Raw genomic sequence first — 21320 nt, 5'->3', positions numbered from 1 at the left:
GCGCGATCGGTGAACCCGTCCCGCGTTCCTAACCCTCGCGGGACAGGTGCTCCGGCGGGACGGCGGCGGTCAGCCAGACGCCGTTCGCGGTGACCCGGAACTCGTGGCCGGCGGCGTGCATCCGCGCCGCCGCGACCGCCAGCACCACCGGCCGGCCGTGCCGCGCGCCGACCCGCCGCGCGGTGTCCGCGGTGGCGGACAGGTGCACGTCGTGCCGGGACATCGGCCGCAGCCCCTCCGCCTCGATGACGGGCAGGGACTTCTCCGCGGTGCCGTGGTAGAGCACGGCGGGTGGTTCGGCGGCGGGCAGGCCGAGGTCGACCTCGACGCTGTGGCCCTGGTTGGCGCGGATCCGGTCGCCCTCGACCGCGAACCGCTGCTTGTCGTTGCGCGCCACCACTTCCAGCACCGCCGCGCGGGTCGTCCGCAGCGCGCGGACCAACGCGTCGAGGTCGACCCAGCCCGCGGGGTCGAGGGTGAGGCCGACCGCTTCGGGCCGGTGCCGGAGGTGGCGCGACATCCGCTTGGAGAGGCGGATCACTTCTGCTTCTTGCACGGCGCACAGTGGAGCACGGTCCGGACGCGCCGGGGAAGCGGGTTTCCGCGTGATCAGGTGCCGCCCTCGCAGGCGGGCTTGAGCTTCGGCGCGCCCGGACCGTCGGCGGCCTGCTCGTCCTCGAAGTTGTGCAGCGTGCAGCTGCGCAGCGACAGGCAGCCGCAGCCGATGCACGAGGTCAGCCGGTCGCGCAACCGCACCAGGGCGTCGATGCGGGCGTCCAGCTCGGTCTGCCACGACGCGGACAGCCTGCTCCAGTCCGATTTCGTCGGCGTCCGGTTGTCCGGGAGGGTCGCCAGCGCGGCGTGCACGTCCTCCAGGCTCAACCCGACCCGCTGGGCCGTGCGGATGAACGCGAGGCGGCGCAGCACCGACCGCGCGTAGCGGCGCTGGTTGCCCGTCGTGCGCTCGGACCCGATCAGGCCCCGCTCCTCGTAGAACCGCAGCGCGGTGTGGGGCACCCCGCTGCGCTCGGCGACCTGGCCGATGGTCAACATGTCCGGCAGCTTGCTCACCGGTGCATCCTAAGCCTTGACCTCGACCATAGTCGAGGTTGTCGGATGGTCGCATGGCGGTTGCGAGCGGTGCGGGCTTCGCGGGCATACCCGCGTTGTTCGAGCGGATGAGCGGTGACGAGAAGCACGAGTGGGCGGCGGCGTCCACGCTGCACGTGCTGTGGGTGCTCTACGACCGGGTGCTGAACGTGTCGCCGGACCGGCTGGACGACCCCGACCGGGACCGGTTCCTGCTGTCCAAGGGGCACGGGCCGATGGCGTACTACGCGGTGCTCGCCGCGAAGGGGTTCATCGACCCGTCGACGCTGGACAACTGGACGCACTGGGACTCCCCGCTCGGGCAGCACCCGGACCGGGTGCTGGTGCCGGGCGTCGAGATCTCCAGCGGCTCGCTGGGCCACGGCCTGCCGATCGGCGTCGGCCTGGCGATGGGCCTGCGCATCCAGGGGCGGTCGGCGCGGGTCGTGGTGCTGGTCGGCGACGCGGAGCTGGACGAGGGCAGCAACCACGAGGCGATCGCGCTGGCCGGTCGCCTGAGCCTGGACAACCTCACGGTCGTGGTGGTGGACAACGAGTCCGGCACGCACGGCTGGCCCGGCGGCGTCGACCGGCGGTTCGCGGTGGAGGGCTGGCAGGCGTCCACTGTGGACGGCAGGGATCAGGACGCGTTGCACGGCGCGTTCACCGAGGCGCACCCGGGACGGCCGATGGTGGTCGTCGCACGGGTCGGGAAGAGGTAGGCGGTCGTGGGCGAATCGATGCGGCAGGTGTTCGCGGACACCGTGCGGGAGGCCATGGCCGAGGACCCGCGGGTCGTCGTGGTGCTGGCGGAGATCTCGCGGGACGTCTTCGGCGAGCACCCGCGCGTGATCAACGTGGGCATCCGCGAGCAGGCGATGGTGGGCGTCGGCGGCGGGCTCGCGCTGAGCGGGCTGCGGCCCGTCGTGCACAGCTACGCGCCGTTCCTGGTGGAACGGCCGTTCGAGCAGATCAAGCTGGACTTCGGGCACCAGGACGTGGGCGGCGTGCTGGTCAGCATCGGCGGGTCCTACGACGACCCGGTGTGGGGCCGCACCCACCAGGCGCCCGGCGACGTCGCGCTGATCGACACGCTGCCCGGCTGGCGGGTGCACGTGCCGGGGCACCCCGCCGAGGTCGGCCCGGTGGTGCGCGCGGCGCTGGCCGGTGACGACCGCGTCTACATCCGGCTCTCCCTGCGGGAGAACGCCGCGCCGCACCCGGTGGTCGAGGGGTTCACCGAGGTGCGGCGCGGCGGGCGGGGCGTGGTGGTCGCGGTCGGGCCGATGCTGGACCCGGTGCTGGCGGCGACCCGGGACGCGGACGTGACGGTGCTGTACGCGACGACCGTGCGCCCGTTCGACGCCGCCGGGCTGCAAGCGGCGGTCGCGGCGTCGCGGCCGGACGTGCTGCTGGTGGAGCCGTACCTGGAGGGCACCTCCGCGCACGCCGTCGCCGAGGCGCTGTGCGCCGTGCCGCACCGGCTGCGGGCGATGGGCGTGCGGCGCGCGGCGGAACTGCGCGCGTACGGCACGGTCGAGGACCACGATTCCGCGCACGACCTGGACGTGCTCGGCATCGCGGCGGCCGTGCGCCGCCTGTTCGACCACCCGGCGACCTGACCGCCGATCCGGGGGCGGGGCGGCCGGTCGGGGATGCCGGTCGCCCCACCCGCCCGCCGCATCCGCCGTCGTGCCAAGGGGGTCGCCGGCGCGTCGAGCGGGCCGCGTGGGGCTGCCTGTTCGTCGGCTGCGCGGCGGTCTGCGGCATGATCTGCGGTCGTGAGCGTGCCGCCGAGAACCCTGATCTGGACACACGCGCCGACCGCCGAACTGCAACTGGCGCTGCACCGCGCCGAAGCCGGGCCGGCCGCCCTGGTCCCGGTCGCCTCGGGCACGGTGCTGCTGCCCCGCCGGGAGATCGGGTTCCCGGCGGCCCGGCGGTTCGCCGAGCGGGTGCGCGCGGTCGGCGGGTCGGGGTTGCTGGTGCGCTGGGACGCGCGTGGCGCGGTGTGGGCGGACGGGACGGCCGCCGGGTACACCGGCGCGGCCCGCCGCCTGGTGGGTGCGCTGCGGTGGTGGCGGTTGGGCGCGGTCGAGGGCGAGCCCGAGGTGCCCGCCGACGTCGCCGAGGTGCGCGTGCTGGTCGACGAGGGCCGGGCCGACACGTGGATCACCGCGCTGCCCGACCGGGCGGGCCTGGCGATCAACACGGTGCTGCCGGTGGTACCGGTGACGCAGGGCGGCGCGCCGTTGGCCTAGCCTGGTGGGGTGGCACGAGTCGTCGTACTGGACTACGGATCCGGCAACCTCCGCTCCGCCGAACGCGCCCTGCGGCGGGTCGGCGCGTCCGTCGAGGTGACGTCGGACCACCGGGCGGCGCTGGCCGCGGACGGGCTGGTCGTGCCGGGCGTCGGCGCGTACGCGGCGTGCATGGCGGGGCTGAACGAGGTCAAGGGCGGGCGGATCATCGGCGAGCGCCTGGCCGGCGGCCGTCCCGTGCTCGGCATCTGCGTCGGGATGCAGATCCTGTTCGACCGCGGCATCGAGCACGGCGTGCGCACCGAGGGCTGCGGCGAGTGGCCGGGCACCGTGGAGCGGTTGGACGCGCCCGTGGTGCCGCACATGGGCTGGAACACGGTCCGCGCGCCCGAGGGCACGCGGCTGTTCGCGGGCCTCGACCCGGACACCCGGTTCTACTTCGTCCACTCCTACGGCGTGCGGCGGTGGGAGCTGGAGCCCTCCGACGTGATCCGCCCGCCGTTGGTGACGTGGTCCGAGCACGGCGGTGACGAGTTCGTGGCGGCCGTCGAGAACGGACCGCTGTGGGCGACCCAGTTCCACCCGGAGAAGTCCGGCGACGCGGGCGCGCACCTGCTGGAGAACTGGCTCGGCACGTTCCGGTGACGGGTGCCCGGCGGGTTCGGACCAGCGGCAACTAGGCTGTTCGGCGTGACTTTCACGCTGCTTCCGGCCGTCGACGTGGCCGACGGCCAGGCCGTCCGACTCGTGCAGGGCGAAGCCGGCACCGAGACCTCCTACGGCTCCCCGGTGGACGCCGCGCACGCCTGGCAGCGCGCGGGTGCGGAGTGGGTGCACCTGGTCGACCTCGACGCCGCGTTCGGCCGCGGGAACAACCGCGAGCTGATCGAGCGCGTGGTGGGCGAGCTGGACGTCGAGGTCGAGCTGTCCGGCGGCATCCGGGACGACGCGTCGCTCGCCGCCGCCCTGGCCACCGGGTGCGCCCGGGTCAACCTGGGCACCGCCGCGCTGGAGGACCCGGTGTGGTGCGCCAAGGCCATCGCCGAGCACGGCGACCGGATCGCGGTCGGCCTGGACGTGCGGATCACGCCCGAGGGCCACCGGCTGGCCGCGCGCGGCTGGACCCGGGACGGCGGCGACCTGTGGGAGGTGCTCGACCGGCTCGACCGCGACGGGTGCGCCCGCTACGTGGTGACCGACGTCGGCAAGGACGGCACGCTCCAGGGTCCGAACACCGCGCTGCTGCGCGAGGTCTGCGCGCGCACCGACGCGCCGGTCATCGCCTCCGGCGGGGTGTCCAGTGTGGACGACCTGGTGGCGCTGGCCGCGCTGGGCCGCGACGGCGTGGAGGGCGCGATCATCGGCAAGGCCCTGTACGCGGGCGCGTTCACCCTCCCGGAGGCGCTTGCCGCGGTGCGGTGATCGCCTTGGTGAACTCCGCGACGACGTAGCTCTCCGCCGCGGCCTTGGTGATGCCCGTCGTGGCCATGACCTCGGCCGCGGTGCACTCCTCGACGCTGAGCAGCCCGAGGAGCAGGTGCTCCGTGCCGACGAACGTGTGCCCGAGCCGGAGCGCCTCGCGGACGGTGAGTTCCAGCGCCTTCTTGCAGTGCGCGGTGAACGGCTGGTTCGGCGGGCGTTCGCGGCTGGTCCGGTCGAGCGCGTTGAGCGTCGCCAGGCGCGTGGTGCCCTCCGCGCCCTCCAGCTTCGCGATGGCCTTCGCGCCGACGCCGCCCGACTCGTCCATCAGGCCGAGCAGCAGGTGCTCGGTCCCGATCCGCTCGCTGAACCGGGCGTGGTGGCGGGCCAGCACGACCACCCGCCGCGCCCGGTCGGTGTAGCGGTCGAAGCTGGGCTTGAGGTCCGGCGACTCCTTGGGCACGAACCGCTTCTGCGCGGCCTGCTTGGTGACGCCGATGCTCTCGCCGATCTCGGTCCAGCTCGCGCCCGAGCGGCGGGCCTCGTCCACGAAGTGCCCGATGAGGTGGTCGCCGAGTTCGTCCAGCTGCCCGCTCAGCTCGACGGCCGCGGTGAGGCGGCCCAGCGCGTCGGCGTGCTCCTGGGCGACGGTGACGATCAGGTCGGTGAGCTGCACCGGCGCGATGACCATCCGTCAACTCTAGGTTGACGCTGTGGGCGGGGTCAACCGCCGGTTGACGGCACGATCTCGATGCCCACCGTGCCGCGCCTGCCCCGGCGCAACGCGCTGCCGAGCAGCGTCAGCCGACCGACCAGGCCGTACTCGCGGGCGATCAGGGCACGCACCTCGGCGCTGCCCCGGTCGTCCAGCACGGTGGCGCGTGCGGACGTGGGGGGTCCGGTCGGGTTGCCGCGCACGTCGCACGGCGCGACCGTCACCGCCGGGTTGTTGCGGATGCGCTTGACCTTGCCCGCCTGAGCCGCCGACCAGACGTAGACCGACGTGCCCCGCCGCACCGCCCACACCGGCGTCGGCACCGGCACGCCGCTCTTGCGGAAGGTCGTCAGCAGCAGGTACTTGTCGTCGCCGAGGCTCACCGGCGCACGCTAACCCACCGGCCGGTGTCCCGCGCCTCGCGCGCCACACCGGCGGGCGACGCGGTTCGCCGTCGGCCGCACCCGTAGGCTTTCGCCCATGTCAGTCGCGGTGCGCGTGATCCCATGCCTGGACGTCGACCGGGGGCGGGTGGTGAAGGGCGTCAACTTCACCGACCTGGTGGACGCGGGCGACCCGGTCGAACTGGCCCGCGCCTACGACGCCGAGGGCGCCGACGAGCTGACCTTCCTGGACGTGACGGCGTCGTCGGCCGAGCGGGAGACGACGTTCGACGTGGTGCGGCGCACCGCCGAGCAGGTGTTCATCCCGCTCACCGTGGGCGGTGGCGTGCGGACGCCGGACGACGTGGACAAGCTGCTGCGCGCGGGCGCGGACAAGGTGAGCGTGAACACGGCCGCCATCGCCCGCCCGGAACTGCTCGGCGAGCTGTCGCGGCGGTTCGGCGCGCAGTGCGTCGTGCTGTCCGTGGACGCCCGGCGCGTGCCCGGGGGCGAGCGGCCGACGCCGTCCGGGTTCGAGGTGACCACCCACGGCGGGCGGCGCGGCACCGGCATCGACGCCGTCGAGTGGGCCGCCCGCGGCCAGGAGCTGGGCGTCGGCGAGATCCTGCTGAACTCGATGGACGCCGACGGCACCAAGAACGGGTTCGACCTGGAGCTGATCCGGCTGGTGCGCGCGGTGGTGGACGTGCCGCTGATCGCCAGCGGCGGCGCGGGCCGGGTCGACCACTTCCCGCCCGCCGTGGACGCGGGTGCGGACGCCGTGTTGGCGGCGAGCGTGTTCCACTTCGGGGAGCTGCGCATCGCCGAGGTGAAGAAGGGCCTGCGCGAAGCGGGCGTGGAGGTTCGCTGACGTGCTGCGTGAAGCGCCGGTGGAAGTCCGGCTCGCGATCCTGGTGGGAGCCGCAGGCGGTTTGCTGTTCCTGGCGGAGGGTCTCCTGCGCTGGCAGGGCGACGGTGACGGGGCGTGGGTCAAGTTCCCGCTGATCGTCCTGGTGCTGGAGCTGCTCGCGGTGGCGGGCCTGCTGGCGCGCCTGCGGCCCGCCCGCCTCACCACCGCCGTCGTGTACGGCGTGGTCGCCCTGGTGCACCTGCTGGCCGTGCTCAACCAGGGGCCGGTGTGGGTGCGGGTCGTGGCGGGCGTGTTGTCCGCGGGGCACGTGTTCGGCGTGGTGGTGCTCAACACCCGTCCCGCCCGCCTGTACTTCGGGGCGCCGCGGTGACCGGCGCGCTGGACCCCGCGATCGCCGCCCGGCTCAAGCGCACCGCGGACGGCTTGGTGTGCGCGGTGGCGCAGCAGCGCGGCACCAACGAGGTGCTGATGGTGGCGTGGATGGACGACGAGGCGTTGCACCGCACGCTGACCACGCGGCGCGCCACGTACTACTCGCGCAGCCGGCAGCAGCTGTGGGTGAAGGGCGAGACGTCCGGGCACACCCAGTACGTGCACGAGGTGCGGCTGGACTGCGACGGCGACACCCTGCTGCTGGTCGTGGACCAGGTGGGCGGGGCGTGCCACACCGGCGACCGGACGTGCTTCGACGCGGACCTGCTGCTGGCGTCGGAGTGAGGGTCAGCCGATGTCGCCGGTGAGGTAGCGCTGGAGGTTCGGCGCGACGGCCTTGACCATGGTGTCCACGTCCGTGCTCGCCAGCGGTTCGAAGGCGAGCACGTAGCGGACCATGCCCATGCCCACGATCTGGCTCGCGGCGAGCGTGGCGCGCAGCTCGGGCCGGTCGTTGGTGACGGTCGCGACGACCCGGTGCAGCACCGTCCGCACGATGAACTCGTGCAGCGCGCCGGCGACCTGCTCGTGCGCCGTGACGCTGCGCACGAGCGCCGCGAACTGCCCGCCGCCGGTCGCGTCCCAGACCCCGATGAAGTTCCGGACGATCCGCTCGCCGAGCTGCTCGGGCGGCCCGTCGAGGAGCCGTTCCACCAGGGTGTCCGGGTCGATCGGGAGCTGGAGGACGGCCTTGACGAACAGCCCCTCCTTGCCGCCGAACCAGTGGTTGACCATCGCCGGGTCGACCCCCGCGCGAGCCGCGATGGAGCGCACCGTGGCACCCTCGTAACCCCGCTCGACGAACACCTCCCGCGCCGCCGCCAGCAGTGCGGCCTTGGTGTCCTCGCCCCCGGCGCGCCGTCCCCGGCGCTTGGGCTCGGCCTGTCGCGTGCCTTCGTTCACGCCACCATGATGTGTCACGTCAGCCCTTTTTTCAACGCGCGCTGAAATAAAGTGCCCGCCCCCACCGGCCGCGGCCCCGCTCGCCAGCCTCACACGCCCCGAACACCCACCGCCACCACTTCTCCGCCTCCGGCCGTGCGGCTGCACACGCAGCGTCACATTGTCGGTGTCGAGTGGGATAATGGAACCGGGGGCCGGAGGCCACCCCCGACCTCGAAAAACGGCAACCCACCCGCCGCGCCGGTGCGGTGCCGGAGTTCCCGCACCCGCCATTGCCGCACGTCCCGCGCTCTGTGCCCCGCCCTCGCCTCGCACACCCACCGTTGCCGCCGCGCGGCCCCCGCCCCGCCTCTGCCGCCCCGCGCCTGCCTCGCCCGCCGTCCAGACCCCGCCCCGCGTGCCCTCCGCGCCGCGCCCGCCGCCCCGCGCCGTCCCCTCCCGCCGCCCCGACCCTGCCCTGCCCCGTCGCGCCCTCCCCGCCCTCCGCACCGCGCCGTGCCCTCCCGCCGTCCCGCCCTGCCCTGCCGCGCCCGCCCCGCCCGCTGAGCGCCCCCACCGGACACCCCCAACCCGGGCCACACCCCGCCAACCGACCCGGGAACCGTGAGCCGAACGGCGGCCCCCGATGACCCCGCAGGCGGCCCGGAAGCCCTCATCCGGGACGTGCGCCGAGGCACACGGCACAATGACGCCCATGGTGAGCGTCATCGGTGCAGGAGCGGGTCTGGGCGAGGTCAGCCCGACGCGCGAGGAGTTCCGCGAACTCGCCGCGCAGCGCAGGGTCATCCCGGTGGTGCGCAGGCTGCTCGCGGACGGGGAGACGCCCGTCGGGCTCTACCGCAAGCTCGCGGCGGACCGCCCCGGCACGTTCCTGTTCGAGTCCGCCGAGAACGGCCGCTCGTGGTCGCGCTGGTCGTTCGTCGGCGCGCGCTCGGCGGGCGCGCTCACCGCGACCGGCGGCGAGGCGTTCTGGCTCGGCCCGCGCCCGGTGGGCCTGCCGGAGGGCGGCGACCCGCTGGTGGCCCTGCGCGAGACGATCGAGGTCCTGCGCACCGACCCGCTGCCGGGCCTCCCGCCGCTGACCGGCGGCATGGTCGGCTACATCGGCTACGACGCCGTGCGCCGCCTGGAGAAGCTGCCGAACCTCGCCGAGGACGACCTCAAGATCCCCGAGCTGGTCATGCTCCTGGCCACGGACCTCGCGGCGCTCGACCACCACGAGGGCACCGTCACGCTCATCGCCAACGCGATCAACTGGGACGACTCGCCGGGACGCGTGGACGCCGCCTACGACGACGCGGTGGCCCGCCTGGACCGGATGACCCAGGACCTCCAGAGTTCCGCGCCGCCCACGACCGCCGTGTTCTCCCGCCCCAAGCCGGAGTTCACCCGCCGCCGCTCGCAGCAGGAGCACTACGCGGTGGTGGAGAAGGCGAAGGAGGCCATCCGCGCGGGCGAGGCGTTCCAGGTGGTGCTGTCGCAGCGGTTCGAGATGCGGACCACCGCGGACGCCCTCGACATCTACCGGGTGCTGCGCACCTCCAACCCCAGCCCGTACATGTACCTGCTGCGGCTGGACGACTTCGACGTCGTCGGGTGCAGCCCCGAGTCCCTGGTCACGGTGCGCGACGGCAAGGCCACCACGCACCCGATCGCGGGCACGCGGTGGCGCGGCGTGGACGAGGAGGAGGACGCGCTGCTGGAGAAGGACCTGCTGGCCGACCACAAGGAGCGCGCCGAGCACCTGATGCTGGTCGACCTGGGCCGCAACGACCTGGGCCGGGTGTGCAAGCCGGGCTCGGTGACGGTGGTCGACTTCTTCAAGGTGGAGCGGTACAGCCACGTCATGCACATCGTCTCCACGGTCAGCGGCGAGCTGGCGGAGGGGCGCACCGCGTTCGACGCGGTCGCCGCCTGCTTCCCGGCGGGCACGCTCTCCGGCGCGCCGAAGCCACGCGCCATGGAGCTGATCGAGGAGCTGGAGCCGACCCGGCGCGGCCTGTACGGCGGTGTCGTGGGCTACCTGGACTTCGCGGGCGACGCGGACACCGCCATCGCCATCCGCACCGCCCTGGTGCGTGACGGCGTGGCGTACGTCCAGGCGGGTGGCGGCATCGTGGCGGACTCCGACCCGGTGGCCGAGGACAACGAGTGCCTGAACAAGGCGGGCGCGGTGCTGTCGGCGATCGCGACCGCCCAGACGATGGCACCGGCGGTGGACCCGGCCCGTGTCTGACCGCCCGTCGAAGCGTCCACTGTGGACGGTCGTGCTGCTGCTCGTGCTCGGCGCGGCGGCGCTGTGGTGCTCCTCGCTCCTGGTCTGGGACGCCGCGGCGGACCGCCGGGGCGAGGTCGTCGTGCCCGCCCTGGTGCCGATGGCGCTGCTGTGCCTGGCCGAGGTCGCGCCCGTGGTCGCGCTCGGCGGCTGGGTGCGGCGCGTGCTGGGCGTCGTGGTCGTCGCGACCGGCGGCACGGCCGCGTGGCTCGGCGTGAACGGCCCGGGTGAGCTGCTGGGACGTGGTTTCGCCTGCCTGGCCGGAATGCTGGTGGTCGTCGCCGGCGTTGTCCTGGTGATGAGGGGATCGGCGATGCCGCGACTGGGCGGCGGCTACCAGACACCGGGTGCGGCCAAGCGGAGCGCGGATCCCGATCGGGAGCTGTGGAACGCGCTGGAGCGCGGCGACGACCCGACGGGTCGGGACTGACCCGGCGCGGCCGCACGTTCGCGCACGTCGACTCGGCGGAACCCCGGTCATCTGCGTGAACGGGACGACCCGGTGGCCGGACGGTGCGCCGTCCGGGGTTAGCATCCTCGTGGCGGGAAGGGGAGCATGACGTGCGGGAGCTGGCGAGCGGAACGGATGGCCTGACGGACACGGGCGAGGTGCTCGGATGACCGTGCTGGAGTCGATCATCGAGGGGGTCCGCGAGGACCTCGCCGCGCGCGAGGCGGCACTGCCCTTCGACGTGCTCAGGGAGCGGGCGGCGAAGGTCGCGCCGCCGCAGGACGTGATGTCGGTGCTGCGGTCGCCGGGTGTGGGCGTGATCGCGGAGGTCAAGCGGCGCAGCCCGTCCAAGGGCGCGTTGGCGGAGATCCCGGAGCCCGCGGACCTCGCGGCGCGGTACGAGGCGGGTGGCGCGCGGGCGATCAGCGTGCTGACCGAGCAGCGCCGGTTCGGCGGGTCGCTGGCGGATTTCGACGCGGTGCGCGCCGCGGTCGGGGTCCCGTTGCTGCGCAAGGACTTCATCGTCAGCCCGTACCAGGTGCACGAGGCGCGCCTGCACGGGGCGGACCTGGTGCTGCTGATCGTGGCGGCGCTGGAGCAGAACGCGCTGGTGTCGTTGCTGGACCGGGTCGAATCGCTCGGCATGACGGCGCTGGTCGAGGTGCACACGGCCGAGGAGGCCGACCGGGCGCTGGAGGCGGGCGCGAGCGTCATCGGCGTCAACGCGCGCAACCTGCACACGCTGGAAGTGGACAAGGACGTGTTCGGGCGGATCGCGCCCGGCCTGCCCTTCGAGACCATCAAGATCGCCGAGTCCGGCGTGACCGGGCCGGGCGACCTGATGGCCTACGCGGGCGCGGGCGCCGACGCGGTGCTGGTCGGCGAATCACTCGTGACGAGCGGCGACCCCAAGGTCGCGGTGAACAAGCTGGTGACGGCGGGATCGCACCCCGCGTGTCCCCGGCCCAGCCGGTAAGGGAGCAAACGCATGTCGCGCGGCCAACTGGCACCGACGCCCCACGACCCCGACGACCGGGGCCACTTCGGGCCGTGGGGTGGCCGGTACATGCCCGAAGCGCTCATCGCGGCGGTGGACGAGCTGGCGGCCTTCTACGAGAAGGCGCGGATCGACCCCGAGTTCCTCGACGAGTTCTTCCGGCTGCTGCGCGACTACGCGGGGCGGCCGTCGCTGCTCACGGAAGCCCCGAAGTTCGCCGCGCACGCCGGTGGGGCGCGGATCTTCCTCAAGCGGGAGGACCTGAACCACACCGGCTCGCACAAGATCAACAACGTGCTGGGCCAGGCGCTGCTCACCAAGCGGATGGGCAAGAAGCGCGTCATCGCGGAGACCGGCGCGGGCCAGCACGGCGTCGCCACGGCCACCGCGTGCGCGCTGATGGGCCTGGACTGCGTCATCTACATGGGCGAGGTCGACACCGAGCGGCAGGCGCTCAACGTGGCCCGGATGCGGCTGCTCGGCGCCGAGGTCATCCCGGTCAAGACGGGTTCGCGCACCCTCAAGGACGCGATCAACGAGGCCCTGCGCGACTGGGTGGCCAACGTCGACGACACCCACTACCTGCTCGGCACGGCGGCGGGTCCGCACCCGTTCCCCGTGCTGGTGCGCGACTTCCACCGGGTGATCGGCATCGAGGCCCGCGCGCAGGTCCTGGAGCAGGCCGGGCGGCTGCCGGACGTGGTCGCGGCGTGCGTCGGCGGCGGCTCCAACGCCATCGGCATCTTCCACGGCTTCATCGACGACCCGTCCGTGCGGCTGGTCGGCCTGGAGCCCGGCGGTGACGGCATCGACACGGACCGCCACGGCGCCACGCTCACCGTCGGCACGCCCGGATCGCTGCACGGCGCCATGTCGTACGTGATGCAGGACGAGGACGGGCAGATCCGCGAGGCCCACTCGATCTCGGCGGGCCTGGACTACCCGGGCGTCGGCCCGGAGCACGCCCACCTCAAGGACACCGGGCGCGCCGAGTACCGCCCGGTCACCGACGCGGAGGCGATGGAGGCGTTCGCGCTGCTCTCGCGCACCGAGGGCATCATCCCGGCCATCGAGTCGTCGCACGCGCTGGCCGGCGCGCTCGTGCTGGGCCGCGAACTCGGCCCGGACGGGTTGATCGTGGTGAACCTGTCCGGCCGCGGCGACAAGGACATGGACACCGCGATCAAGTGGTTCGGGCTGGGAGTGGAGTCATGAGCAGGCTTGCCGGGGTGTTCGAGGCGTGCCGCGCGGAGTCGCGGGCGGCGCTGATCGGCTACCTGCCCGCCGGGTACCCCACGGTGGACGGGTCCAAGGACGTGCTGCGGGCCATGGTCGGTTCGGGTTGCGACGTGGTCGAGGTCGGCCTGCCGTACTCCGACCCGGTGATGGACGGCCCCACCATCCAGCGGGCGTCGGAGCGCGCGCTGCGCGAGGGCTTCCGGGTGCGCGACCTGTTCGGCATCGTCGAGTCGGTCGCGGCGGCCGGTGGGCGTGCCGTCGTGATGACCTACTGGAACCCGGTGCTCAAGTACGGTGCGGACGCGTTCGCGCGCGACCTCGCGGCGGCCGGCGGGCTGGGGTTGATCACGCCCGACCTCGTGCCCGACGAGGCCGAGGAGTGGCTGGCCGCGTCCGAGGCGCACGACCTGGACCGGATCTTCCTGGTCGCGCCGTCGTCCACGGAGGAGCGCATCGACCTGAACGCGCGTTCTTCGCGGGGCTTCCTGTACGCGACGTCGGTGATGGGCGTGACGGGCGCGCGCGACGTCGTCTCGTCCGCCGCGCCGGAGCTGGTGCGCCGCGTGCGGGAGCACACCACCATGCCGGTCGCGGTGGGGTTGGGCGTGCGGTCGGGCGCGCAGGCCGCGGAGCTGGCGGCGTTCGCGGACGGTGTCATCGTCGGGTCGGCCTTCGTGACGGCCGTGGAGACCGACACCGTCGCCGCGCTGGCCACCGAACTGGCGGAAGGCGTCCGCCAGGTGCCCTCCCCGGCCTGAGCGACACGTTCGGGTGAAGCCGGGTCCGGGGGTCGCTCTCGACCCCCGGAATTGTCGGTGCGGGTCGGGAGACTTGCCGCATGACGCGACCCGACTCCCACCCGACCTGCGATTGCCCCCGACCGGCCCGCCTCGGCCTGGTTCCACCCGGCCCCCGAACCCGGCCTCGCCGTGCGCGAGCTTCACCCGGGTCCGCGGAGCCGGCTCACCGCGCCCGGCCCTCGCCCGGTTCCCGAACCCGGCCTCGTTGTGCGCGAGCTTCACCCGGGTCCGGCGCGCCGGCCCACCGCGCCCGGCCCTCGCCGGGCTCCCGGGAGCCGGTCCTCCGCGCTCATCCACCCGGAGCACTACCGGACTCCGGGACGAGGTCCAGCCGTGCCCGCCCTTCGCCCGGCTCCGTCGAGCCGGCCCTCGACGCCCGCCGATCCCGGGCTCGACCGAATCCCCGGCAGCAGCCCCACCACCCCCGCGCTGAACCCGGCGGCCCGTGCGTCGCGCGGGTGGCGCGCGGCGTCGGCGGCCCACCGCGGTCGGCGCGGCCGTTCGCGGTAACAATCGAGCTGTCCCGGCAAGCGGATCCGGCGCACCGGCTACGGTGGGGGCCGTGGTGACGACTTTCCTGGCGACGATCCCCAGCCCGGACCGGGGCGTGTGGCAGCTCGGGCCGATCCCGATCCGCGCCTACGCCCTGTGCATCATCGTGGGCATCATCGTGGCCATCTGGTGGGGCGAACGCCGCTGGGTGGCACGTGGCGGGGCGAAGGGCGAGGTCACCGACATCGCCGTGTTCGCGGTGCCGTTCGGCCTGGTCGGCGGGCGGCTCTACCACGTGGCGACGGACTGGCACAAATACTTCGGCGAGGGCAAGAACCCGTGGGAGGCCCTGGCCATCTGGAACGGCGGCCTCGGCATCTGGGGCGCGATCGCGCTCGGCGCGGTCGGCGCGTGGATCGCGTGCCGCCGCCGCGGCATCCCGCTGCCTGCGATGGCGGACGCCGTGGCGCCGGGCATCGTCGTCGCGCAGGCCATCGGCCGGCTCGGCAACTACTTCAACCAGGAGCTGTACGGCGGTCCCACCACACTGCCCTGGGGCCTGGAGATCTACCAGCGCGTCAACCCGGTCACCGGGTACCAGGACGAGCTGGGCGGCGTGGCGCTGGACCACACGCCGATCATGGTGGTGCACCCGACGTTCCTCTACGAGCTGCTGTGGAACCTGGGCGTGGCGCTGCTGGTCGTCTGGGCCGACCGCAAGTTCCGCCTCGGGCACGGCCGGGCGTTCGCGGTGTACGTCGCGGGCTACACGGCGGGCCGCTTCTGGATCGAGCTGATGCGCACCGACGCGGCGACCGAGGTCTTCGGCCTGCGGATCAACGTCATCACCTCGGCCGTGGTGTTCATCGGGGCGATCGCCTACTTCGTGCTGGCCGCGAAGAAGGGCGACCGCGAGGTCATCGAGCGCGGCGAGACCACCGACCCGGACACCGGTGACGCGACCGCCGCAGACGACGACCCGACACCCGCCGGTGCGACGGCTGCCGACCAGCGGACGAAGGTGCCCGGCACCGAACCGGTGGACAAACCGGAGCAGTAGCCGCGATGCGCATCCTCGTCGTCGAGGACGACGACCGGGTGGCGCGCGGCCTGCTGACGGCGCTGCGGCACGCGGGCTACGACGTGCACCGCGCGGCCACGGCCGCCGACGCGCTCGCCGCGCCACCCGCCGACGTGGTGCTGCTGGACCTGGGGCTGCCCGACCTGGACGGCCTGGACGTGCTGCGCGAGCTGCGGCGCAGACCCGGCACGGCGGTCATCGCCGTCACCGCGCGTGGTGAGGAGCGGGAACGCGTCCTGGGGTTGCGGGCGGGTGCGGACGACTACGTGGTCAAGCCGTTCGGCACGGCCGAGCTGCTGGCACGCATCGAGGCCGTGCTGCGCCGCACCCGGACCGCCCGCGCGGCCGGTGACCGCGGTGACCGGCTCACGCTGGGCGCGCTCACCCTGGACCCGGCGACGCGGGAGGCCCTGGTCGACGGCACACCCGTCCCGCTGACCCGCAAGGAGTTCGACCTGCTGGCGCTGCTGGTGCACCGCGCGGGCACGGTGGTCAGCCGCGACCTGATCGTGGACCAGGTGTGGCAGGCCCACTGGGAGGCGCCGTCACGCACCCTGGACACGCACATCGCGGCGCTGCGCGGCAAGCTCGGCGACGCGGTGCGCATCGAGACCGTTCGCGGAGTGGGCTACCGGGTGGCGGCCCACTCCTAGCGGTCACCACTGGTGGGCGACGTCCACCACGACCCGGCCGGGCAGCGTGAACACCCGGAACGGCAGCCGGGCCCGCACACCCAGCCCCACCGTCGTCTGCCCCTCGAACGACCCCGCCCACGCGACCTGGCGGAACGTGTCGTAGCCCGTCACGTTCACCAACTCGGCCCGATCGGCGAACGTGTACGTCGGGTTGCCGTTGGAGTCGTACGCGGGCGCGCGAACCACGACCTGGAGCTTCCCCTCACCCCGCAAAGCCACCGGCCGCCCGGAACCCTCCTCCTGCACCTCGTCCACGTACTGCACGAAGTACCCGCTGTTCTCACCCGAGAGGTCGAACACCAGCCGGTCGTAGCACTCCTGCCGCCCGGACCGGATGTTCGTCAGGTTCCCGGAAGCAGCGCCGTCCGCAGCCTTGGGCAACGAACCCCAGTCAACCGAACAAGCCCCGGCAGCCGAAGCAGGCGCGACAACCACCGCCATCGCCGACACCGCGGCGGCGGCCAGCAGCAAAATCCGTCGGACCATCATCAAGATCCCCCTCCTCCACACCGGATGTCCCGGCACCCATCATGACGCGCGTCACAACACCCGGGTTGCCCACAACCCGCAGCAGGCCGCCAGCCCCTCCCACCGCCTCGCCGAGCCGCCACCCGCCTCGGCTGCCCGCTGCCCGCCTCGCCGAGCCGCTGCCTGCCCTGCCGAGCCGGTACCAGCCCGCGCTCCGCCCGCCCTGCCGAGCCGCTGCCCGCCCCGCCGAGCCGGTACCAGCCCGCGCTCCACCCGCCCTGCCGAGCCGGTACCCGCCCAGCCTGCGCTCCACCCGCCCTGCCGAGCCGCCACCCGCCTCGGCGAGCCGCCGCCTGCCCCGCGCCTCGCGGCCCACACCCGCCGGCCACCGCACCCGGTTCCTCTCCGCCCGCCCCTCGAACCCGCGTCTCGCGCCGAACCGGGTCCCCACGCCCGGCCCCCGCTCCGCGCCGGAGCCGCAAGCGCGTCCCCCTTCCCGACACTCACGCGCCATCCCGCGCCCGAACCCGCGTCTCGCGCCCCGGCCCCACTCCGCGCACCGAACCCCGCGCACCGAACCCCGCGCCTTCCTCCCGGAGCCCCCTCGGCCTCTCGCGCCGCCCCAAGCCGTGGACCCACCCGCCGCGGCGTGCGGCAGGATGACGGCCCGAACCCCCTGACGAGGCCGTGATGCTCCGCCGACTGCTCATCCTGATCGTGCCGCTGCTGGTGGCCCTGGTGGGCGCCCTCGGCGTGCCGCTCGCCATGGCGGTCGTGCAGCGGGAGAGCCAGGAGACCTACCTCGACCGCCTCGGCGACGCCGGCCGGTTCGCCTCGCTCGCCGAGAACGCCCTCGCCTCGGACCGCCGCACGGCCCTGCGCGAAGAACTCGACCGGTATGACCGGCTCTACGGCATCGCCGCCGCCCTGGTCGGCACGGACCGCGCCCTGATCGAGAGTTCACGCCTGCCGTTCGACCTGTCCGACCCGCTGGTCAAAGCCGGCCTGGACGCCGCCTTCAGCGGCTACCGGGGTGACGCCCACCAGGTCGTCTGGCCGTGGCAGGACGCGGACCTGGTGGTGGTCGAACCGGTCGGGCGGGACAGCGAGGTGGTCGCCGCCGTCGTCACGGTGTCGCCCACGGACGGGCTGCGTGCGGCGGTGTTGCGGCAGTGGGGGCTGCTGGCACTGGTCGGGCTGGTGCCGGCGCTGGCCGTGGTCGCCGTGGCGTGGCCGATGTCGCGGTGGGTGCTGCGGCCGGTGCGGAAGCTGGACGAGGCGACCGCCGCCGTCGCGGGCGGTGAGCTGGACGCCCGCGCCGACGAGGTCGGCGGGCCACCGGAGCTGCGTCGGCTGGCGGCCTCGTTCAACGCGATGGTCGACGTGGTCGGCCGCGCGCTGCGCCGCCAGCGGGCGTTCGTGTCGGACGCCTCGCACCAGCTCCGCAACCCGCTGGCGAGCCTGCGGCTGGCCGTGGACAACCTCCGCCCGCACGTCACCGACGACGAGGCGTGGCGGATCGCGGTCGAGGAGGCGGAGGAGATGGGGCGCGTGCTGGACGCCCTGCTGGCCGCGACCCGCCTGGACAGCGCGTCCGCCGCCGAACCGGTGGACGTGGACGGCCTGCTCGCCGCGCACGTCCCGGCCTGGCGCGCGCTCGCGGGCGGGATCGCGCTGGAGGTGGACGTGCCGCCGGGGCTGCGCGTGCTGGCACCGCCCGGCGGGCTGGGCAGCGTGCTGGACGAGCTGGTCGGCAACGCGGTGCGGCTGTCGGGCGCGTCCCGCGTGCGGCTGTGGGCGGTGCCGGGGGAGCGGGTGGAGCTGCACGTCACCGACGACGGCACGGGGCTCGGCGAGGCGGAGCGGGCGGCGGCGGTGCGGCGGTTCTGGCGTGCGCCGAGGCACCAGAACGTCGCGGGCACCGGCCTGGGCCTGGCGATCTGCGCGGAGCTGGTCACCGGGGCGGGCGGTGAGCTGCGGCTGCTGGCCGCGCGGCCACGCGGGCTGGACGTCGTGGTCGTGCTGCGGGCGGGCTGACGTGGTCAGCGCTTCACCGAGCGGAACCAGCGCTCCGCGCCGCGGTGCAGCGGCACGCGACCGGTGGCGATCCCGGTGCGCACGTTGATCCGGGCGGCTTCGGAGTGGCCGGCGGCGATGCGCGCGGACTCGGTGAAGACGGTCCGCGTCACCACCTCGACCACCGACGGGTCCAGCGCGGTGCGTGCCAGCAGCAGGTTCGGCACCGCGAACGTCCGGCACGGCCCGAGCGACCGGTAGGTGGTGGCCGGGATGGTCACCGGCACGTACGGCCCGGGGTGCGTGGCGGCCAACCGCTCGGCCTCCGCGGGCAGGTCGAGCAGGCGGATCGGGAACGTGGCGGGCAGGTCGGCGATCGCGGGCGTCGGGATGCCGGTCAGGGCGAGCAACGCGTCGAGCCCGCCTGCCGCGAGCTGCCGCCCCGCCTCGGCGTGCGCCATCCGCCGCGCCTCCACCCGGATGCCGAGCAGGTCCAGCAGCCGGGTCGCGGTGAACTCGGTGCCCGACTCGCGCGGCCCGAACGACACGCGCCTGCCCGCGAGGTCGGCCAGCCGGACCACCGGCGACCCGGCGGGCACGACCACCTGGAGGAAGCTGTCGTAGAGGCGGCCGACGGCGCTGATCCCGCCCGGGTCGTCGGCGCTCAGCACGGCGTCGAACAACGGGTCCAAAGAGGACAGTCCCAGGTGGACCGCGCCGGTCCGGAGCAGGCGCACGTTCTCCACGGACGCGCCGGTCGACCGGGCGACCACGCGCGTGTCGGGAAGCTGCTCGGCCAACGCCCGCGCGAGCGCGCCGCCGATCTCGCGGAACACCGCGCCGTCCGGCCCGGTGGCCAGCACCAGCTCGGCGGGCGCGACCGGGTCGGGCCCGGTGCACGCGGGCAGCCCCGCCGCCAACGCGGCGAGCAGCACCGAACGCCGGGACACCCGCACGGCGAGCACACTAGCCCTGTCGGAGCAGCGGACGGCCGGTTACGTCAGAGGCGTCTGAAGTTTCCGGCGGCGGCCTTGTCGCGGACCGGGCGCGTGCCCACGATCACTGGCCTACCCCGCACCGCTGGAGGAAACGTGGCCACCGCGCGCAAACCGATCCACAAACACCTGTACTTCTGGGTCCTGGTGTCGATCGTGCTCGGTGTCGTCGTCGGCTACGCGTTCCCGGCGCAGGCGTCCGGCATGAAGTGGCTCGCGGACCTGTTCGTGGCGTTGGTGAAGGTGGTCATCGCGCCCACCATCTTCTGCACGGTGGTCGTCGGCATCGCGGGGCTCGGCAACCTCGCCAAGGCGGGCGGCCTCGCGTTGCGCACCATCCTCTACTTCACCGCGATGACCGCGCTGGCGCTGACCATCGGCCTGCTCGTGGTGAACCTCGTGCAGCCCGGCCACCACGGTCCGCCGATCCCGATCAACGACGAGGCGGCGGCCAAGACGCTGGCCGAGGCGAAGACCGCGGAGACCGGCGTGACGGGTTTCGTGCTGAGCCTGGTGCCGAAGTCGTTCGTCGGCGCGTTCACCGACGGCCAGCTCATCCAGGTGCTGCTGGTGGCGGTCCTGGTGGCGGTGGCCGTGGGCGGCATGGGCCGGGCCGGCGAGCGGGTGGTGTCCGCGCTGGACACCGTCGCCAAGGTGATGTTCGGCGTGATCCGGATCGTCATGTACGCCGCGCCGGTCGGCGCGTTCGGCGGGATCGCCTACACCATCGGCAAGTTCGGCGGCACGATCCTCGGCAAGCTGGCGTGGCTGATGGGCTCGTTCTACGCGACGTGCCTGCTGTTCGTGCTCGTGGTGCTGGGCGGTGTCGCCCTGGGCGCGGGTTTCTCGATCATCAAGCTCCTGCGGTACCTCAAGGACGAGTTGCTGATCGTGCTCGGCACCAGCTCGTCGGAGTCGGTGCTGCCGCGGATGCTGGTGAAGCTGGAGGCGGCGGGCGCGGACCGGTCCGTGGTGGGCCTGACCATCCCCACCGGCTACTCGTTCAACCTCGACGGCACGTGCATCTACCTCACCATGGGCGCGATCTTCATCGCCCAGGCGACCGGGCACGACGTCGGCCTGGGCACCCAGATCGGCCTGCTGCTGTTCATGCTGCTGGCGTCGAAGGGCGCGGCGGGCGTCACCGGGGCGGGCCTGGTCACGCTCGCGGCGTCGCTGACGGCGTTCGAGGCGAACAGCGCCATCCCGGCCGTGGGCATCGCGCTGATCGTCGGCATCGACCGCTTCATGTCCGAGGCGCGGGCCATCACCAACGTCATCGGCAACGGCGTCGGCACCCTGGTCGTCGCCCGCTGGCAGGGCCAGTTGGACCGCGACCGCCTCAAGGAGGTCCTGAACGACCCGTCCCGCGTCGACGTGGACCACCTGCTGGACCGCCGCGACGGCGCCGAGCCCGAAGCCGAACGTGACTTCCACCCGTCCGGGGTGTCCTCTCGCACGACCGCGTGAACCTGCGACGACCAGGGGGAACGCCGGACCCGGACGGGTGACGAGGGCAACCTCCGCCAGGGACGCGGAGCACCGTCCACTCGGTTATGCTTCACAGCGCGTGACCAGGCGCGTGACGGGGTCGGCTTCCGATGTCGTCCCGGCCGCCTGAATCGTTACGCGTCAATGACCCGGATCACCCGATGGATGGTGTCTCCTGGTTTCGCGGCTGTTAAAGTCGCGTCAACACGCGGGCCATCGTCGTCCCGTGCCCAGCAGCTCCAGCAAC

The 21320-nt window shown here is 73.7% G+C and carries 24 protein-coding genes; 17 read left to right on the top strand and 7 right to left on the bottom strand.

Annotated elements, in window-relative coordinates; translation table 11 throughout:
- Positions 1–28: 28 nt before the first annotated feature.
- Both KZQ38_RS23000 and soxR read right to left on the bottom strand, forming a co-directional pair.
- Positions 29–556, bottom strand: coding sequence for an RNA 2'-phosphotransferase (locus tag KZQ38_RS23000; RefSeq protein WP_219444357.1), 528 nt, complete (start codon positions 554–556; stop codon positions 29–31).
- A gap of 53 nt (positions 557–609) precedes the next feature.
- Entirely contained in the window at positions 610–1053 is a 444-nt protein-coding gene (gene soxR / locus KZQ38_RS22995) for a redox-sensitive transcriptional activator SoxR (protein WP_257902042.1), read from the bottom strand.
- Positions 1054–1124: 71 nt separating this feature from the next.
- Between soxR and KZQ38_RS22990 the strand changes: the two genes are divergently transcribed.
- From KZQ38_RS22990 to priA, 5 genes are all read left to right on the top strand, one after another.
- Positions 1125–1811: a thiamine pyrophosphate-binding protein gene (locus tag KZQ38_RS22990; RefSeq protein ID WP_219444355.1), complete on the top strand. Its 687-nt coding sequence runs from the start codon at positions 1125–1127 to the stop codon at positions 1809–1811.
- Between the two features lie 18 nt (positions 1812–1829).
- Positions 1830–2711, top strand: a complete 882-nt coding sequence (locus KZQ38_RS22985; RefSeq protein ID WP_219444661.1) for a transketolase family protein — start codon at positions 1830–1832, stop codon at positions 2709–2711.
- 159 nt (positions 2712–2870) lie between these two features.
- Positions 2871–3350 (top strand): hypothetical protein, encoded by a 480-nt coding sequence (locus KZQ38_RS22980; protein ID WP_219444354.1) that lies wholly within the window; start codon positions 2871–2873, stop codon positions 3348–3350.
- 9 nt (positions 3351–3359) lie between these two features.
- Positions 3360–3995 carry an imidazole glycerol phosphate synthase subunit HisH gene (gene hisH, locus KZQ38_RS22975; protein WP_219444353.1) on the top strand — a complete coding sequence of 212 codons (636 nt, stop codon included), beginning with the start codon at positions 3360–3362 and terminating at the stop codon, positions 3993–3995.
- A 45-nt stretch (positions 3996–4040) separates the two neighbouring features.
- Positions 4041–4772, top strand: coding sequence for a bifunctional 1-(5-phosphoribosyl)-5-((5-phosphoribosylamino)methylideneamino)imidazole-4-carboxamide isomerase/phosphoribosylanthranilate isomerase PriA (priA, locus tag KZQ38_RS22970; RefSeq protein WP_219444352.1), 732 nt, complete (start codon positions 4041–4043; stop codon positions 4770–4772).
- On the opposite strand, the gene KZQ38_RS22965 is transcribed toward priA, so the two are convergent.
- Together KZQ38_RS22965 and KZQ38_RS22960 are read right to left on the bottom strand one after the other, a co-directional pair.
- Positions 4738–5460 (bottom strand): Clp protease N-terminal domain-containing protein, encoded by a 723-nt coding sequence (locus tag KZQ38_RS22965; RefSeq protein WP_219444351.1) that lies wholly within the window; start codon positions 5458–5460, stop codon positions 4738–4740. The two genes, priA and KZQ38_RS22965, sit on opposite strands and share 35 nt — an antisense overlap.
- Positions 5461–5492: 32 nt before the next feature.
- Positions 5493–5867 (bottom strand): PPOX class F420-dependent oxidoreductase, encoded by a 375-nt coding sequence (locus tag KZQ38_RS22960; protein WP_219444350.1) that lies wholly within the window; start codon positions 5865–5867, stop codon positions 5493–5495.
- Positions 5868–5964: 97 nt separating this feature from the next.
- Here KZQ38_RS22960 and hisF point away from each other — a divergent pair, with 97 nt between their 5' ends.
- Genes hisF through hisI form a run of 3 tightly spaced genes read left to right on the top strand, consistent with a single transcriptional unit; the run spans position 5965 to position 7455 of the window.
- Positions 5965–6738, top strand: coding sequence for an imidazole glycerol phosphate synthase subunit HisF (hisF, locus tag KZQ38_RS22955; protein ID WP_219444348.1), 774 nt, complete (start codon positions 5965–5967; stop codon positions 6736–6738).
- 1 nt (position 6739) lies between these two features.
- The gene (locus KZQ38_RS22950) at positions 6740–7108 is read left to right on the top strand and encodes a hypothetical protein (RefSeq protein WP_219444346.1); all 369 of its coding nucleotides are present in this window, start codon (positions 6740–6742) and stop codon (positions 7106–7108) included.
- Positions 7105–7455, top strand: a complete 351-nt coding sequence (gene hisI / locus KZQ38_RS22945) for a phosphoribosyl-AMP cyclohydrolase (protein WP_219444344.1) — start codon at positions 7105–7107, stop codon at positions 7453–7455. Before KZQ38_RS22950 ends, hisI begins: the two co-directional genes overlap by 4 nt.
- 3 nt (positions 7456–7458) lie before the next feature.
- Here the strand turns inward: hisI and KZQ38_RS22940 are convergent, their stop codons facing one another.
- Entirely contained in the window at positions 7459–8073 is a 615-nt protein-coding gene (locus KZQ38_RS22940; protein WP_219444343.1) for a TetR/AcrR family transcriptional regulator, read from the bottom strand.
- A 694-nt stretch (positions 8074–8767) separates the two neighbouring features.
- On the opposite strand from KZQ38_RS22940, the gene KZQ38_RS22935 reads away from it, so the two are divergent.
- The 7 genes from KZQ38_RS22935 to KZQ38_RS22905 all read left to right on the top strand — a co-directional run bounded on the left by KZQ38_RS22935 (position 8768) and on the right by KZQ38_RS22905 (position 16061).
- Positions 8768–10309, top strand: a complete 1542-nt coding sequence (locus KZQ38_RS22935) for an anthranilate synthase component I (protein WP_219444341.1) — start codon at positions 8768–8770, stop codon at positions 10307–10309.
- Positions 10302–10778 (top strand): Trp biosynthesis-associated membrane protein, encoded by a 477-nt coding sequence (locus tag KZQ38_RS22930; protein WP_219444340.1) that lies wholly within the window; start codon positions 10302–10304, stop codon positions 10776–10778. Before KZQ38_RS22935 ends, KZQ38_RS22930 begins: the two co-directional genes overlap by 8 nt.
- 187 nt (positions 10779–10965) lie before the next feature.
- Entirely contained in the window at positions 10966–11775 is an 810-nt protein-coding gene (gene trpC / locus KZQ38_RS22925) for an indole-3-glycerol phosphate synthase TrpC (RefSeq protein ID WP_219444339.1), read from the top strand.
- Between the two features lie 12 nt (positions 11776–11787).
- Positions 11788–13011 carry a tryptophan synthase subunit beta gene (gene trpB, locus KZQ38_RS22920; protein ID WP_219444338.1) on the top strand — a complete coding sequence of 408 codons (1224 nt, stop codon included), beginning with the start codon at positions 11788–11790 and terminating at the stop codon, positions 13009–13011.
- Complete coding sequence (trpA, locus tag KZQ38_RS22915; RefSeq protein ID WP_219444337.1) at positions 13008–13793, top strand: tryptophan synthase subunit alpha; 786 nt, start codon at positions 13008–13010, stop codon at positions 13791–13793. Before trpB ends, trpA begins: the two co-directional genes overlap by 4 nt.
- 607 nt (positions 13794–14400) lie before the next feature.
- The gene (gene lgt / locus KZQ38_RS22910) at positions 14401–15387 is read left to right on the top strand and encodes a prolipoprotein diacylglyceryl transferase (RefSeq protein ID WP_219444660.1); all 987 of its coding nucleotides are present in this window, start codon (positions 14401–14403) and stop codon (positions 15385–15387) included.
- A gap of 5 nt (positions 15388–15392) precedes the next feature.
- Entirely contained in the window at positions 15393–16061 is a 669-nt protein-coding gene (locus KZQ38_RS22905; protein WP_219444336.1) for a response regulator transcription factor, read from the top strand.
- Positions 16062–16064: 3 nt separating this feature from the next.
- Here KZQ38_RS22905 and KZQ38_RS22900 read toward each other — a convergent pair whose 3' ends face one another.
- Entirely contained in the window at positions 16065–16592 is a 528-nt protein-coding gene (locus tag KZQ38_RS22900; protein ID WP_257901970.1) for an AMIN-like domain-containing (lipo)protein, read from the bottom strand.
- A gap of 669 nt (positions 16593–17261) precedes the next feature.
- Between KZQ38_RS22900 and KZQ38_RS22895 the strand changes: the two genes are divergently transcribed.
- Positions 17262–18608 (top strand): sensor histidine kinase, encoded by a 1347-nt coding sequence (locus tag KZQ38_RS22895; protein ID WP_219444335.1) that lies wholly within the window; start codon positions 17262–17264, stop codon positions 18606–18608.
- 5 nt (positions 18609–18613) lie between these two features.
- Here KZQ38_RS22895 and KZQ38_RS22890 read toward each other — a convergent pair whose 3' ends face one another.
- Entirely contained in the window at positions 18614–19543 is a 930-nt protein-coding gene (locus KZQ38_RS22890; RefSeq protein ID WP_308258534.1) for a TAXI family TRAP transporter solute-binding subunit, read from the bottom strand.
- Positions 19544–19678: 135 nt separating this feature from the next.
- Between KZQ38_RS22890 and dctA the strand changes: the two genes are divergently transcribed.
- Positions 19679–21052, top strand: a complete 1374-nt coding sequence (gene dctA, locus KZQ38_RS22885) for a C4-dicarboxylate transporter DctA (RefSeq protein ID WP_219444334.1) — start codon at positions 19679–19681, stop codon at positions 21050–21052.
- Positions 21053–21320: the final 268 nt, after the last annotated feature.

The sequence above is a fragment of the Saccharothrix obliqua genome (genome assembly GCF_019375475.1).
GTDB lineage: Bacteria > Actinomycetota > Actinomycetes > Mycobacteriales > Pseudonocardiaceae > Actinosynnema > Actinosynnema obliqua.
Note: the sequence above shows the minus strand (reverse complement) of the source record. Positions and strands in the feature narration are given on the sequence as shown.

Bases quoted from the DNA above. Each gene is read 5' to 3' on its own strand.
- hisF (WP_219444348.1), top strand. From the start codon at position 5,965: ATGTCAGTCGCGGTGCGCGTGATCCCATGCCTGGACGTCGACCGGGGG.
- soxR (WP_257902042.1), bottom strand. From the start codon at position 1,053: ATGTTGACCATCGGCCAGGTCGCCGAGCGCAGCGGGGTGCCCCACACC.
- KZQ38_RS22900 (WP_257901970.1), bottom strand. From the start codon at position 16,592: ATGATGGTCCGACGGATTTTGCTGCTGGCCGCCGCCGCGGTGTCGGCG.
- KZQ38_RS22905 (WP_219444336.1), top strand. From the start codon at position 15,393: ATGCGCATCCTCGTCGTCGAGGACGACGACCGGGTGGCGCGCGGCCTG.
- trpB (WP_219444338.1), top strand. From the start codon at position 11,788: ATGTCGCGCGGCCAACTGGCACCGACGCCCCACGACCCCGACGACCGG.
- KZQ38_RS22990 (WP_219444355.1), top strand. From the start codon at position 1,125: ATGGCGGTTGCGAGCGGTGCGGGCTTCGCGGGCATACCCGCGTTGTTC.
- KZQ38_RS22985 (WP_219444661.1), top strand. From the start codon at position 1,830: ATGCGGCAGGTGTTCGCGGACACCGTGCGGGAGGCCATGGCCGAGGAC.
- KZQ38_RS22895 (WP_219444335.1), top strand. From the start codon at position 17,262: ATGCTCCGCCGACTGCTCATCCTGATCGTGCCGCTGCTGGTGGCCCTG.
- trpA (WP_219444337.1), top strand. From the start codon at position 13,008: ATGAGCAGGCTTGCCGGGGTGTTCGAGGCGTGCCGCGCGGAGTCGCGG.
- KZQ38_RS22935 (WP_219444341.1), top strand. From the start codon at position 8,768: ATGGTGAGCGTCATCGGTGCAGGAGCGGGTCTGGGCGAGGTCAGCCCG.
- trpC (WP_219444339.1), top strand. From the start codon at position 10,966: ATGACCGTGCTGGAGTCGATCATCGAGGGGGTCCGCGAGGACCTCGCC.
- KZQ38_RS22965 (WP_219444351.1), bottom strand. From the start codon at position 5,460: ATGGTCATCGCGCCGGTGCAGCTCACCGACCTGATCGTCACCGTCGCC.